Below are 12834 nucleotides of genomic sequence, written 5' to 3' on the forward strand. Positions count from 1 at the left end.
CGGACCGGTGAAACGCACGACGGGGACGGGCCGGGCGGTCACGACGCGCTCAGCGCAGCCCGGTTTCGTTGCGGGCAATGACCAGCCGCTGGATCTCGGACGTGCCCTCGTAGATCTCGGTGATCTTGGCGTCACGGAAATAGCGCTCGATCGGCATCTCCTTCGAGTAGCCCATGCCGCCGTGGATCTGCAGCGCCTGGTGGGTGATCCACATCGCGGCCTCGGACGCGGTGAGCTTGGCGATCGCCGCCTCGTTGCCGAAGCGCTGGCCTTGGCCCTTCGACCAGGCCGCGCGCAGCGTGAGCAGCAGCGCGGCGTCGAGCTTGCACTTCATGTCGGCGATCTTTGCCTGGGTCATCTGGAACGCGCCGATCGGCTGGCCGAAGGCCTTGCGCTCCTTGACGTAGGCGATCGTCGCCTCGTACGCGGCGCGGGCGATGCCGATGGCCTGCGACGCAATGCCGATGCGCCCGGCGTCGAGCACGCCCATCGCGATCTTGAACCCCTGCCCCTCCTCGCCCAGCACCTCGTCGGGCTGGACGACGTAGTCCTGGAACTCGATCTCGCAGGTGGCCGAGGCGCGGATGCCGAGCTTGGGCTCGGTCTTGCCGCGGTGGAAGCCCGCACGCTCGCCGTCGACGAGGAACGCGGTGACGCCGCGCGCGCCCTTGTCGGGCTCGGTCATCGCGAACAGCACGAAGTACCTGGCGACCGGGCCGGAGGTGATCCAGCTCTTCTTGCCGTTGACGACGAAGCTGCCGTCGGCCTGCTTCACCGCGCGGCAGCGCATCGCGGTCGCGTCCGAGCCCGACTGCGGCTCGGTCAGCGCGAACGCGCCGATCTCGCGCCCCTCGGCGATCGCCGAGACGTACGTGCGCTTCTGGTCTTCGGTGCCGTGGGTCAGGATGCCGTTGCAGAACAGCGAGTTGTTGACCGACATGATCGTCGAGTGCGCGGCGTCGCCGGCAGCGATCTCGATCATCGCCAGCACGTAGGCGATCGGGTCCATGCCCGCGCCGCCGTACTCGGTCGGCACCTCGATGCCCATCAGCCCGCTCTCGCCCAGCAGGCGGATGTTCTCCAGCGGGAATTCGCCGGTGCGGTCGAAGTGCTCGGCACTGGGGGCGATCTTCTCCTGCGCGATCCGGCGCGCGACGTCCTGGATCATCAACTGCTCTTCGCTGAAACCGAACTCCACGGCCGCACCGCTCCTGCACCCAAGGCAATCCGCCGATTGTAGCGACGAACGCCTCGCGACTGTGTGGGCGGACGTTGCGCAGTGCAGCATCGTTCGTGGCCACGATCGGCGCGAACCGTTGCTTGTGCCGGAACGCTGCGTTTGGCAAGGTACTTCGCTTGCGCGGGCCGCAGCGGGAAGGGGGAATCGGCAGGGAGCCGCCCGTTCGTGCGCCTGACCGACCGACCAGACCGGGGAGCCCGATGTTCAAGAACCTGCTGATTACCAAGCCCATCCAGGCCCAGCCGCACGTCGACGCCGGCGAGCCGGTCGAGGGCGCGCTGTCGGGCGAGGCCAGCTTCAAGCGAACCCTCACCGCCAAGCACCTGGTGATGCTGGGACTGGGCGCGGTGATCGGCGCGGGCATCTTCGTCATCACCGGCACGGCGGCGGCCAACCACGCCGGCCCGGCGATCATGCTCAGCTTCGTCATCGCCGGCTTCGCCTGCGCGATGGCGGGCCTGTGCTACGCGGAGTTCGCGGCGATGATCCCGGCCTCGGGCAGCGCCTACAGCTACACCTACGCCACGCTGGGCGAGGCGCTGGCGTGGTTCGTGGGCTGGAGCCTGGTGCTCGAGTACCTGTTCGCGGCCTCGACGGTCGCGGTCGGCTGGTCGGGCTACACCGTGAGCTTCCTGGACAGTTTCGGGGTCCACCTGCCCGCGGCGCTGACCCAGGCGCCGATCAACTTCTGCACGCACGAGGCCGCCCAGGCCGGCAGCTGCGAGTTCGGCCGCTTCGTGCTGACCGGCGCGCTGTTCAACCTGCCGGCGCTGCTGATCGTCGGCGCGGTCGGCACGCTGTGCTACGTGGGCATCACCCAGTCGGCGACCGCCAACGCGATCATCGTCTCGATCAAGGTGGTGGTGATCCTGTTGCTGCTGGCCTTCGGCGCGCAGTACGTGAATGCGGAGAACTGGCTGCCGTTCATCCCCGAGAACCAGGGCGGCGACCGCTTCGGCTGGGAAGGCGTGCTGCGCGGCGCGTCGATCGTGTTCTTCGCCTACATCGGCTTCGACGCGGTCTCGACCGCGGCGCAGGAGGTCAAGAACCCGCAGCGCGACATGCCGATCGGCATCCTCGGTTCGCTGGCGCTGTGCACACTGATCTACATCGCGGTCTCGGCCGTGCTGACCGGCATGGTGCCCTACACCGCGCTGGGCACGGCCAAGCCCGTGGCGACCGCGCTGGAGATCTACCCCAGCCTGTCCTGGCTCAAGACGCTGGTGGAGATCGGCGCGATCGCCGGCCTGACCACGGTGATCCTGGTGATGCTGATGGGCCAGCCGCGGATCTTCTTCTCGATGGCCCAGGACGGGCTGCTGCCGCGGTTCTTCGGCGCGGTGCACAAGCGCTTCCGCACCCCGCACAAGGGCACGGTGCTGGTCGCGGCGATCGCCGCCATCATGGCCGCGCTGCTGCCGATCCAGCTGCTGGGCGACGTGGTGTCGATGGGCACGCTGGTCGCGTTCGCGACCGTCTGCCTGGGCGTGATGGTGCTGCGCCGCACGCAGCCGGCGCTGCACCGCCCGTTCCGCACGCCGGCCGTCTACATCGTCGGCACGCTGGGCGTGCTCGCGTGCCTCGGGCTGGTGGCGATCATGCCGATGCTCAACTGGATGGTGCTGCTGGGCTGGACGGTGGTGGGCTTCGTGATCTACTTCACCTACGGCTACCGGCACAGCAAGCTGCGCAACGGCCGCTGAGCTGCCCACGGCCCGCCTGTGCGGGCCGTGTCCGTTTCCGATACGGCGCATCGCGCCACTGCGAGATCCCGCGATGTCCACCTCGTCCACGGCCCGCAAGATCGGCCCGGTGCTGGCGACCTTCATGGTCGCCAACAACATGATCGGCTCGGGCTTCTTCCTGCTGCCGGCGACGCTGGCGCGCTCGGGCGCGGTGACCGCGCTGTCGTGGCTGCTCGGCACGCTGCTGGCGGTGGCGCTGGGCGGCGCGTTCGCGCGGCTGGCGCGGCAGTACCCGGACCTCGAGTCGCCGGACGACTACATCCGCCCGACGCTCGGCCGCGACATGGGGTTCCTGGCCTCGACGCTGTACTGGCTGTCGTCGTGGATCGGCAACAACGCGATCGCGGTCGCCGCGTTCGGCTACCTGATCATCCTGCTGCCGATCGAGGCGACCCCGGGCGCGCAGGTCACCGGCCAGGTGCTGCTGATCTGGGCGATGTTCGCGCTGAACCTGCTGGGCCCGCGCAACATCGCCCGGTTCCAGTCGTTCTGCGTGGTGTTCGGCCTGCTGCCGGTGGCGGCGATCCTGATCGCCGGCTGGGCGCATTTCGACCCGGACCTGTACATCGCCGGCTGGAACGTCAGTGGGCAGTCGGACGCGGCCGTCGCGATCGGCTCGCTGTCGGTCGTGTTCTGGGCGTTCATCGGCCTGGAGACCGGCGCGATGGTCGCCGGCGTGGTCCGCGACCCGGACCGCAACGTGCCGATCGCCACGCTCGGCGGCATCGTGCTGGCCGGGGTGGTCTACCTGGTGTCGTCGGTGCTGATGATGGGCATCGTGCCGGTCGCGCAGCTGGCGCAGTCGAGCGCGCCGTTCGCGCTGGTCGCCGGGCAGATGTTCGGCGCCTGGGCGATCCCGGTGATCGCCGCGGCCGCCGCGCTCAAGGCCACCGGCACGCTCGGCGGCTGGATGCTGGTGACCGGCGAGTCGGGCGCGCGCGCGGCCCAGCGCGGCTTCCTGCCGTCGATCTTCGGCCGGCTGCTGCCCAATGGCGCGGCCGCCACCGGGTTGCTGATCGTGGTGATCTCGATGACCGCGATCGCGTTCACCACGTTCTCCGACTCGGTGGCCAACCAGTTCGAGACGATCATCAACATGGCGGTGACGCTGGTGGTGATGGCCTATGCGGCCGCCGGCCTGAGCCTGCTGCTGGGCAACCGCGTGCACGTCTCGGGCATGCGCGAGCGGCTGCTGGGCATGGGCGCCCTGCTCGCCTGCGGCCTGCTGGTCTGGTCGACGCCGGTCGACACGCTATTGGGCGCCGGGATCATCGCGCTGCTGGCCTGGGCCGGCTACCGCGGCTTCGGCCGCCGCGCACACGCCGGCAGCCCGCCGTGAGCCGGCCGGGCGACGACGGATACTGGTTCCCGGCCAAGCGGTTCGGCTGGGGCTGGGGCCTGCCGCGGCGCTGGCAGGGCTGGGCGGTGCTCGGGGTCTACGCCGCAAGCTACGTCGTCGTGCTGCTGCGCTTTCCACCGCAGCGCCATCCGGCCGCGTTCTTCGGCTGCCTCGCGCTGGCCACGGCGCTGCTGATCGCGGTCTGCGCCCTGAAGGGCGAGCCGCCGCGCTGGCGCTGGCGACGCTGACCGGTGCAGGCGCACGGTAGACTCTGCGCATGCCCGATCCGACGCCCCCCTTCGATACCCACCGCCTGCGCGAGCTCGCCGGCGAGCTGATCGTCAACATCCGCAAACTCGCCCAGGCCGGCTGGACGCCGGCGACCAGCAGCAACTTCTCGCAGCGCCTCGACGACCGCCACGCGGCGATCACCGTGTCGGGCCGCGACAAGGGCCGGCTGCAGGAGGGCGACATCATGGTCGTCGACTTCGACGGCCAGGCCGTGGGCAGCACCCACCGGCCGTCGGCCGAGACGCTGCTGCACACGCAGCTCTATCGCCGCTTTCCCGAGGTCGGCTGCATCCTGCACACGCATTCGCCGAACCAGACCATCGCCTCGCGGCTGTACGCCGCGGCCGGGCACGTGCGCCTGGAGGGCTACGAACTGCTCAAGGCCTTCGCCGGCAACGCGACCCACGAGACCGCGATCGACGTGCCGGTGCTGCCCAACAGCCAGCACATGCCCACGCTCGCCGCGCAGGTCGAGCGCCTGCTCGATGCCGGCCCGATGTGGGGCTACCTGATCGACGGCCACGGCCTCTACGCCTGGGGCCGCGACATGGCCGAGGCGCGCCGGCACCTGGAGGCGTTCGACTTCCTGCTGCACTGCGAACTGGCGCTTCACCGGCTGCGCGGCGCCTGAGGCCGGCGATCCGCGCACGCGTGGAACGCCTGCGTTCCGCGCCGGTCAACGCTGGTCCACGGGGCAACTGCTAGTCTGGCCTACCCAGCACCCGCCAGAGCCAGACCGCCATGAGCCGCCTCCGCATCTTCGCCGACAACGCCCCCGACACGCCGCTGCTCGACAGCCGCGACGGCGACGAGATCGCCCGCGAACTCGGCAAGCTGGGCGCGACCTTCGAACGCTGGGAAGCCGCGCAGCCCGTCGCCGCGGGCGCCTCGCCCGAACAGGTGCTGGCCGCCTACAAGCCGGACATCGACCGGATCAGCGCCGAGCGCGGCTTCAGCACGGTCGACGTGATCAGCATCGCGCCCGACAACCCCAACCGCGACGAGCTGCGCAGCAAGTTCCTCGACGAGCACCTGCACAAGGAGGACGAGGTCCGGTTCTTCGTCGACGGCTCGGGCCTGTTCACGCTGCACGTCGACGACAGGGTCTACGAGATCGAGTGCGTCAAGGGCGACCTGATCGGCGTGCCGCACGGCGTGACCCACTGGTTCGACATGGGCCCCGAACCGCGCTTCGTTGCGATCCGCTTCTTCCAGCAGCCCGACGGCTGGATCGGCCACTTCACCGGCTCGGACATCGCGCAGCAGTTCCCGCGCTACGAGCCGAACGCGCGCTGAGCGCCCCCCTCGCGAACCCTGTAGGAGCGCGCTCGCGCGCGATGTGGCTTTCCCTGCGAAGCCCCATCGCGCGCGAGCGCGCTCCTACAAGGGCGTGGGGAGGCCGTGAGCGCTTGCCAGCGCAGCCTAGGGGTTCGCCTTACACTTCGACACCCTGCAGTCCGCGATCCCAAGCATGATCCTCACCGACATCGAAGGCACCACCAGCAGCATCTCGTTCGTCAAGGACATCCTCTTCCCCTACGCCCGCCGCGCCCTGCCCGGCTTCGTCGCCGCGCATGGCCAGGCGCCCGAGGTGCGGCGCTGGCTGGACGCGGTGGCGATCGAGCACGGCGCGATGTGCGACGACGCGATGATCGTCGAGACGCTGCAGGGCTGGATCGACGAGGACCGCAAGCACACCGCGCCCAAGGCGTTGCAGGGCATGATCTGGGATGCGGGCTACCGCGACGCCGACTTCACCGCGCACATCTATCCCGACGCGGCGCAGGCGCTGCAGCGCTGGCACGCGGCCGGCGAGCGCCTGGCGGTGTACTCGTCGGGCTCGGTGCCTGCGCAGAAGCTGTTCTTCGGCCACAGCGACGCCGGCGACCTAACGGGCCTCGTCTCGGCCTGGTTCGACACCGAGGTCGGCGGCAAGCGCGAGGCCGCGAGCTACGCGCGCATCGCGGGCGCGCTGCAGGCGGCGCCGGCGGACATCGTGTTCCTGTCGGACGTGGTCGCCGAACTCGACGCCGCGCGCGAGGCGGGCCTGCGCACGGTGCTGGTCGATCGCCTCGAGGACTACCCCGAGCCGCGCGATGCGACCGCCGCGAACGGGCACCGCCGCGTGACCACGTTCGACGCGATCGATCCGGCTGCCTGACCGACACCGTCTTGCATCGTCGTCCTGCGCGATGCAAACACGTCGGGGCAGGTCTGGAGGCCGGACGCGATCGTCCAATGCGCGGCAATCGCGGGGTTCGCACACCCAGCAGATGCGGCGTCGTGCTCGCTGCGCCGATGCTGTAACGCGAGCAATTCTCATTCCGTCATGCATTGCGTGCGCTCGCTAGAATCGACATGCGCCGGAAGCCCGCCATCGCCAGCCAGCCGCGCACGACCCGCCCGTCAGCCTTCGCTCGCCAGCCGGTCATCTTCTCGAAAACCCGCGCCTGCGCGGGTTTTTGTGTTTCAGCGCTCGCCGGATGCGCGACGGTCCTTCGTGATGCGCTCGCGCATCCTCCCCTCTGCGCGAGAGCGCCACTGCTTCGTACGCCGTCGCAGCGTGAGCAGGCCACGACGCGCTTACATGCAGGCGTGACCAAGAACTCGCCGCGAGCGTCGGCCCCCACCCCAACCCTCCCCCGCATGCGGGGGAGGGAGCACGGCAACGCCGCGTTCGACAGGAATACGACGAGGCCCACACCGCGCACGGTGGCCGTGCATTCCCCGCGTGCGGGGGAGGTCGACGCGCAACGCGCGGCGGGCGGGGGCGACTTCGCGCACCATTGGCCCCGCATCGCGCTGGGCATGTTCGAGCACCGGCGACCCAGCATCGAGCGACGCGGGCCGCACCCACGCGATCGACGTCTGCAGGACGCGATCGCGCGCGTCGTCAGTGCCCGCTGTGGCCTTCGGCCGGGGCATCGCCGGCCAGGGGGCGGACCTCGAACTGGACCTGCTGCGCAGGCGCGTGTTCGAAGCGCAGCGTCGCCTCGACCGTGGCGCCGGCGCGCAGCGGCTCGACCGGGTCGATTAACATCAGGTGGTGACCGCCGGGGCGCAACTCGACGCGCGTGCCGGCCGGCAGCGCGACGCCGTCGGGCAGTTCGCGCATGCGCATCATGCCGCCGTCGTGGCGCATCTCGTGCATCTCGACGGCCGCCGAGGCGGCGGTCTCGACCGCGACCAGGCGGTCGTCGCCGGTGCTGTGCAGGGTCAGGTAGCCGCCGGCCACAGCCGCGCTGGGTGGGGTCTCGCGGATCCAGGCGTCGGACACCGTCACCTGCGCGGGCGCGGCGTCCGGCGCCGGAGGGGCGGCGTCGGGCGACGCGGGCTGGCAGGCAGCCAGCGCCAGGGCGGTCAGGCCGACGGCGAGAAGACCGAGACGGGGATGGCGCATCCGAATACTCCGCTGCGACGCCTGCGGCGCCTGGCCGGCCATTATCGCCGGCATCGACCGGCGCGCCTGCGACAGGTTGTCGCGGCCCGGCGGCCGGCATGCCGGTATCCTTGTGCGCATGCACGATTCCGCACGCGACGTCCTGACCCCGAGCCAGCTCAACACCCTTGCCCGCGGGCTGCTGGAGGACAGCTTTCCCCAGGTCGCAGTCGAGGGCGAGCTGTGCAACGTCTCGCGACCGGCGTCGGGCCACATGTACTTCACGCTCAAGGACGCGCGCGCGCAGGTGCGCTGCGCGCTGTTCCGCCAGAAGAGCCAGTGGCTGCGCTTCGTGCCGCGCGACGGCATGCTGGTGCGCGCGCGCGGCCGGGTCACGCTGTACGAGGCGCGCGGCGACTACCAGCTGATCCTCGACACGCTCGAGGAGGCCGGCGAAGGCGCGCTGCGCCGCGCGTTCGACGCGCTGAAGGCCCGCCTGCAGGCCGAGGGCCTGTTCGACGCCGAGCGCAAGCGCCCGCTGCCCGCCTTCCCGCGGCGGCTGGCCGTGGTCACCTCGCCGTCGGGCGCGGCGGTGCGCGACGTGCTCAGCGTGCTGGCGCGCCGCTTCCCGCTGCTCGAGGTCGAGGTGCTGCCGACGCTGGTCCAGGGCGTCGACGCGCCCGCGCAGCTGCTGCGCACGCTGCAGCGCGCCGGCGAGAGCGGACGCTACGACGTGCTGCTGCTGACCCGCGGCGGCGGCTCGCTCGAGGACCTGTGGGCGTTCAACGACGAGGCGCTGGCGCGTGCGGTCGCGGCTTCGCCGGTGCCGGTGGTCTCGGCGGTCGGGCACGAGACCGACTTCAGCCTGACCGATTTCGCGGCCGACCTGCGCGCACCCACGCCATCGGCCGCCGCCGAACTGCTGACGCCCGACCGCAGCGACCTGCTCGGACGCGTGCGCCAGCTGCAGCGCCAGGTCGACGCCGTGCAGCTGCGCACGCTGCAGGCCTGCGCGCAGCGGCTCGACCGTGCGGCGCTGCGCCTGCAGGCCACGCGTCCGCAGGCGCGGCTCGACGCCCTGCGCCAGCGGCAGGACGCGGCGCTGCGCCGGCTGCAGGCGGCCCATCGGCAGCAGCTGCAACAGCGCCAGGCACGGCTCCAGCATGCCGGCGCGGTGCTGCGCGCGGCTTCGCCGCAACGCCGGCTCGCCCAGCTACACCAACGCCTCGACGCGCTGCAGGCGCGCCCGCAGGCCGCGGTCGCGCGCCGGCTGCAGCGCGACGCGCTGCACCTGCGCGGGCTGGTGCGCTCGCTCGAGGCGGTGAGCCCGCTGGCGACGATCGCCCGCGGCTACAGCATCCTGCAGCGCGACGACGGCCGCATCGTACGCAGCACCGCCGACGCGGCCCCGGGCGACACGCTGGAGGCCCGGCTCTCCGACGGCAGCCTGCGCGTGCGGGCGCTGTAGGCGCGCGCTGGCGCGCGATGGGGCTTTGCCGGGACTGCCGCATCGCGCGCGAGCGCGCTCCTACGTGGGGCCGGCGCGGCATGGGGCCCCGCGCCACCCCACGCAGCGTTCCATCCCTCTCGCCCGCCGATCACAGCCGCGCTGGCATGCTGGCCGTCCACGTCACGACGGAGCCTGCGTACGATGACCAAGGCCTCTGACCTGTTCGTCTCGGCGCTCGAAGCCGAAGGCGTGACCCATGTGTTCGGCGTGCCGGGCGAGGAGAACCTCGACCTGCTCGAATCGCTGCGCGCGTCCAAGATCGAGCTCGTGCTCACGCGCCACGAGCAGGCGGCCGGCTTCATGGCCGCGACCTGCGGCCGGCTGACCGGCAAGGCCGGCGTGTGCCTGGCCACGCTCGGGCCCGGCGCGACCAACCTCGTCACCGCGGCCGCCTACGCGCAGCTGGGCGCGATGCCGATGCTGATGGTCACCGGCCAGAAGCCGATCCGCAGCAGCCGCCAGGGCCATTTCCAGATCGTGGACATCGTCGACACGATGCGGCCGCTGACCAAGACCACGCGCCAGCTGGTCTCGGCCGACGGCATTCCCGCGCGCGTGCGCGACGCGTTCCGGCTGGCGGAGGAGGAGCGCCCCGGCGCGGCCCACCTGGAGCTGCCGCAGGACGTCGCCGGCGACGACACCGACGCCCAGCTGCTGCCGGCCGCCTACGGGCGCCGGCCGCTGGCCGAGCCCAAGGCGATCGCACGGGCGGCCGAGGCGGTCGCCGCCGCGCGCCATCCGCTGCTGATGATCGGCGCCGGCGCCAACCGCAAGACCACCGCCAGGACGCTGCGCGCGTTCGTCGAGCGGCTCGGCATCCCGTTCTTCAGCACACAGATGGGCAAGGGGGTGCTCGACGAGACCGGACCGCTGTGGTTGGGCACGGCCGCGCTGTCGGAGGGCGATTTCGTGCACCGCGCCATCGACGCGGCCGACTGCATCGTCAACATCGGCCACGACGTGATCGAGAAGCCGCCGTTCTCGATGCACCGCGGCCGGCGCACGGTGATCCACGTCAACTACGCCAGCGCCGCGATCGACCAGGTCTACTTCCCGCAGATCGAGGTCGTGGGCGACATCGCCAACGCGGTCTGGCAGCTGGGCGAGGCGCTCGCGCCGCAGCCGCACTGGGACTTCGCGTTCTTCGACCGCGTGCGCGAGGCGCTGTGCACGCACATCGACGGCCTGGCGCGCGACGACCGCTTCCCGCTGCGCATCCCGCATCTCGTGGCCGAGGTGCGCGCCGCGCTCGGCCCGCGCGACATCGCCTGCCTCGACAACGGCCTGTACAAGCTGTGGTTCGCGCGTCACTACCGCTGCCATGCCCCCAACACGCTGCTGCTCGACAACGCGCTGGCGACGATGGGCGCCGGCCTGCCGTCGGCGATCGCCGCGCGCACGATCCACCCCGACCGCCGCGTCGTGGCGATCTGCGGCGACGGCGGCTTCATGATGAACTCGCAGGAGCTCGAGACCGCGGTGCGCCGCCGGCTCGACCTCGTCGTGCTGGTGCTGCGCGACGACGCCTACGGCATGATCAAGTGGAAGCAGGCGCACGAGGACTACCCCGCCTTCGGCATGGACTACGGCAATCCCGATTTCGTCGCGTACGCGCGCAGCTACGGCGCGCGCGGCCACCGACCCGACTCGGCGGCCGGGTTCGGCGCGCTGCTGCGCACCGCGCTGGACACGCCGGGCGTCGATCTGATCGAAGTCCCCGTCGACTACACCGACGACGACACCCTGCTCAACGAGGACATTCCGCGTCTCAGCGCTGCCGTGGCCTGAACGCCCCACCCGCCTTCCGATCTTGGAGACCCCGATGGCCAAGTCCCCCCGCCGCGCCGCCGGCCTGGCGCGCCGCTACCCCTACTACCTCGCCAACACCGCGGTCGCCGCGAATGCGGACCTCGAAGTCCGCGACAAGTACAGTGGACAGGTCGCCACGCGCGTGGCGATGGGCGATGCGACGGCGATCCGCAAGGCGATCGTCGCCGCACACAAGGCGCGCGAGGCGATGGCCGCGTTCGCGCCCGACCAGCGCCGCGACGTGCTCGAGCACTGCGTGCGTCGGTTCGAGGAACGCGCCGAGGAACTCGCGCTGGCGCTGTGCATCGAGGCCGGCAAGCCGATCAAGGACGCGCGCGGCGAGGTCGTGCGCCTGATCGACACCTTCCGCATCGCCGCCGGCGAGGCGACGCGGCTCGACGGCGAGGTCGTCGAGCTGCAGATCTCGCCGCGCACCCGCGGCTACCGCGGCATGGTCAAGCGCGTGCCGGTGGGCGTGTGCAGCTTCATCACGCCGTTCAACTTCCCGCTGAACCTGGTCGCGCACAAGGTCGCGCCGGCGATCGCGGCCGGCTGCCCGTTCGTGCTCAAGCCCGCGGCCAAGACCCCGGTCGGCGCGCTGATCATCGGCGAGATCCTCGCCGAGACCGACCTGCCCAAGGGCGCGTTCTCGGTGATCCCCTGCAGCAACGAGGACGCGGCCGCGCTGACCGAGGACGAGCGCATCGCGCTGCTGAGCTTCACCGGCGGCCTGGTGGGTTGGGATCTCAAGGCCCGCGCCGGCAAGAAGAAGGTCGTGCTGGAACTGGGCGGCAATGCGGCCTGCATCGTCGACGAGGACCCGGGCGCGAGCCTGGACCACGTGGTCGAGCGGCTGGTGTTCGGCGCCTACTACCAGTCCGGGCAGAGCTGCATCGGCGTCCAGCGCATCTACGCGCACCGCGCGATCCACGACGCGCTGCGGCGCAAGCTCAAGAAGGCCGTCGGCGCGCTGCGCATGGGCGATCCGCGCGACGAGTCGACGTTCATCGGCCCGGTGATCGACGCCGATGCGGCCGACCGCATCCAGGCATGGATCGATGCCGCGCGCAAGGGCGGCGCGAAGGTGATCGCCGGCGGCAAGCGCGACGGCACCCTGATCCCGGCCACGCTGCTGGAGAAGGTGCCGCGCGATGCCGACCTGCAGCGCAAGGAAGTGTTCGGACCGGTCGCGCTGCTCGAGCCGGTGGACAGCTTCGACGAGGCGATCGCGCGCGTGAACGACAGCGATTTCGGCCTGCACGCCGGCGTGTTCACCGGCAACCTCGCGCATGCGATGCGCGCCTGGGACCGGATCGAGGCCGGCGGCGTGATCGTCGGCGACGTGCCGAGCTTCCGCGTCGACAACATGCCCTATGGCGGCATCAAGGACTCGGGCATCGGCCGCGAGGGCGTGCGCTACGCGATCCGCGACATGTGCGAGGACCGGCTGCTGGTGATCCGCGATCCGGTCTGAGCCGGACCGCACCTTCCCCACCCGGGCGGGACTGCGACGGCGCCGGC

At 71.3% G+C, this 12834-nt stretch carries 11 protein-coding genes; 9 read left to right on the forward strand and 2 right to left on the reverse strand.

Annotated elements, in window-relative coordinates:
* Nucleotides 1-49: 49 nt before the first annotated feature.
* Nucleotides 50-1198 (reverse strand): acyl-CoA dehydrogenase family protein, encoded by a 1149-nt coding sequence (locus tag WQ56_RS11390; RefSeq protein WP_047137241.1) that lies wholly within the window; start codon nucleotides 1196-1198, stop codon nucleotides 50-52.
* 242 nt (nucleotides 1199-1440) lie between these two features.
* Here WQ56_RS11390 and WQ56_RS11395 point away from each other — a divergent pair, with 242 nt between their 5' ends.
* The 6 genes from WQ56_RS11395 to mtnC all read left to right on the forward strand — a co-directional run bounded on the left by WQ56_RS11395 (nucleotide 1441) and on the right by mtnC (nucleotide 6776).
* Nucleotides 1441-2943, forward strand: a complete 1503-nt coding sequence (locus tag WQ56_RS11395) for an amino acid permease (protein WP_047137242.1) — start codon at nucleotides 1441-1443, stop codon at nucleotides 2941-2943.
* 73 nt (nucleotides 2944-3016) lie between these two features.
* The gene (locus WQ56_RS11400) at nucleotides 3017-4324 is read left to right on the forward strand and encodes an amino acid permease (protein ID WP_052772981.1); all 1308 of its coding nucleotides are present in this window, start codon (nucleotides 3017-3019) and stop codon (nucleotides 4322-4324) included.
* Nucleotides 4321-4572: a hypothetical protein gene (locus WQ56_RS11405; protein WP_047137243.1), complete on the forward strand. Its 252-nt coding sequence runs from the start codon at nucleotides 4321-4323 to the stop codon at nucleotides 4570-4572. Before WQ56_RS11400 ends, WQ56_RS11405 begins: the two co-directional genes overlap by 4 nt.
* Before the next feature lie 29 nt (nucleotides 4573-4601).
* Nucleotides 4602-5246: a methylthioribulose 1-phosphate dehydratase gene (locus WQ56_RS11410; RefSeq protein WP_047137244.1), complete on the forward strand. Its 645-nt coding sequence runs from the start codon at nucleotides 4602-4604 to the stop codon at nucleotides 5244-5246.
* Nucleotides 5247-5356: 110 nt separating this feature from the next.
* Nucleotides 5357-5911, forward strand: a complete 555-nt coding sequence (locus tag WQ56_RS11415) for an acireductone dioxygenase (protein WP_047137245.1) — start codon at nucleotides 5357-5359, stop codon at nucleotides 5909-5911.
* 175 nt (nucleotides 5912-6086) lie between these two features.
* A complete protein-coding gene (gene mtnC / locus WQ56_RS11420) occupies nucleotides 6087-6776 on the forward strand; it encodes an acireductone synthase (RefSeq protein WP_047137246.1) in 690 nt (229 codons plus the stop codon).
* Nucleotides 6777-7508: 732 nt separating this feature from the next.
* Here the strand turns inward: mtnC and WQ56_RS11425 are convergent.
* A complete protein-coding gene (locus WQ56_RS11425; RefSeq protein WP_156170519.1) occupies nucleotides 7509-8015 on the reverse strand; it encodes a copper chaperone PCu(A)C in 507 nt (168 codons plus the stop codon).
* Between the two features lie 118 nt (nucleotides 8016-8133).
* Here WQ56_RS11425 and xseA point away from each other — a divergent pair, with 118 nt between their 5' ends.
* The 3 genes from xseA to WQ56_RS11440 all read left to right on the forward strand — a co-directional run bounded on the left by xseA (nucleotide 8134) and on the right by WQ56_RS11440 (nucleotide 12787).
* Entirely contained in the window at nucleotides 8134-9462 is a 1329-nt protein-coding gene (gene xseA, locus WQ56_RS11430) for an exodeoxyribonuclease VII large subunit (RefSeq protein WP_047137247.1), read from the forward strand.
* Nucleotides 9463-9645: 183 nt separating this feature from the next.
* Nucleotides 9646-11292, forward strand: a complete 1647-nt coding sequence (locus WQ56_RS11435; RefSeq protein WP_047137248.1) for an acetolactate synthase large subunit — start codon at nucleotides 9646-9648, stop codon at nucleotides 11290-11292.
* Between the two features lie 34 nt (nucleotides 11293-11326).
* Nucleotides 11327-12787, forward strand: a complete 1461-nt coding sequence (locus tag WQ56_RS11440) for an aldehyde dehydrogenase family protein (RefSeq protein ID WP_047137249.1) — start codon at nucleotides 11327-11329, stop codon at nucleotides 12785-12787.
* Nucleotides 12788-12834 lie beyond the last annotated feature (47 nt).

Source organism: Luteimonas sp. FCS-9 (assembly GCF_001014645.1).
In the GTDB taxonomy this organism is placed as follows: Bacteria; Pseudomonadota; Gammaproteobacteria; order Xanthomonadales; family Xanthomonadaceae; genus Luteimonas.

Excerpts from the sequence above, each read along its gene's own strand:
- WQ56_RS11395 (WP_047137242.1), top strand. The coding sequence starts at position 1,441 with ATGTTCAAGAACCTGCTGATTACCAAGCCCATCCAGGCCCAGCCGCAC.
- WQ56_RS11400 (WP_052772981.1), top strand. The coding sequence starts at position 3,017 with ATGTCCACCTCGTCCACGGCCCGCAAGATCGGCCCGGTGCTGGCGACC.
- WQ56_RS11410 (WP_047137244.1), top strand. The coding sequence starts at position 4,602 with ATGCCCGATCCGACGCCCCCCTTCGATACCCACCGCCTGCGCGAGCTC.
- WQ56_RS11415 (WP_047137245.1), top strand. The coding sequence starts at position 5,357 with ATGAGCCGCCTCCGCATCTTCGCCGACAACGCCCCCGACACGCCGCTG.
- mtnC (WP_047137246.1), top strand. The coding sequence starts at position 6,087 with ATGATCCTCACCGACATCGAAGGCACCACCAGCAGCATCTCGTTCGTC.
- WQ56_RS11425 (WP_156170519.1), bottom strand. The coding sequence starts at position 8,015 with ATGCGCCATCCCCGTCTCGGTCTTCTCGCCGTCGGCCTGACCGCCCTG.
- xseA (WP_047137247.1), top strand. The coding sequence starts at position 8,134 with ATGCACGATTCCGCACGCGACGTCCTGACCCCGAGCCAGCTCAACACC.
- WQ56_RS11435 (WP_047137248.1), top strand. The coding sequence starts at position 9,646 with ATGACCAAGGCCTCTGACCTGTTCGTCTCGGCGCTCGAAGCCGAAGGC.
- WQ56_RS11440 (WP_047137249.1), top strand. The coding sequence starts at position 11,327 with ATGGCCAAGTCCCCCCGCCGCGCCGCCGGCCTGGCGCGCCGCTACCCC.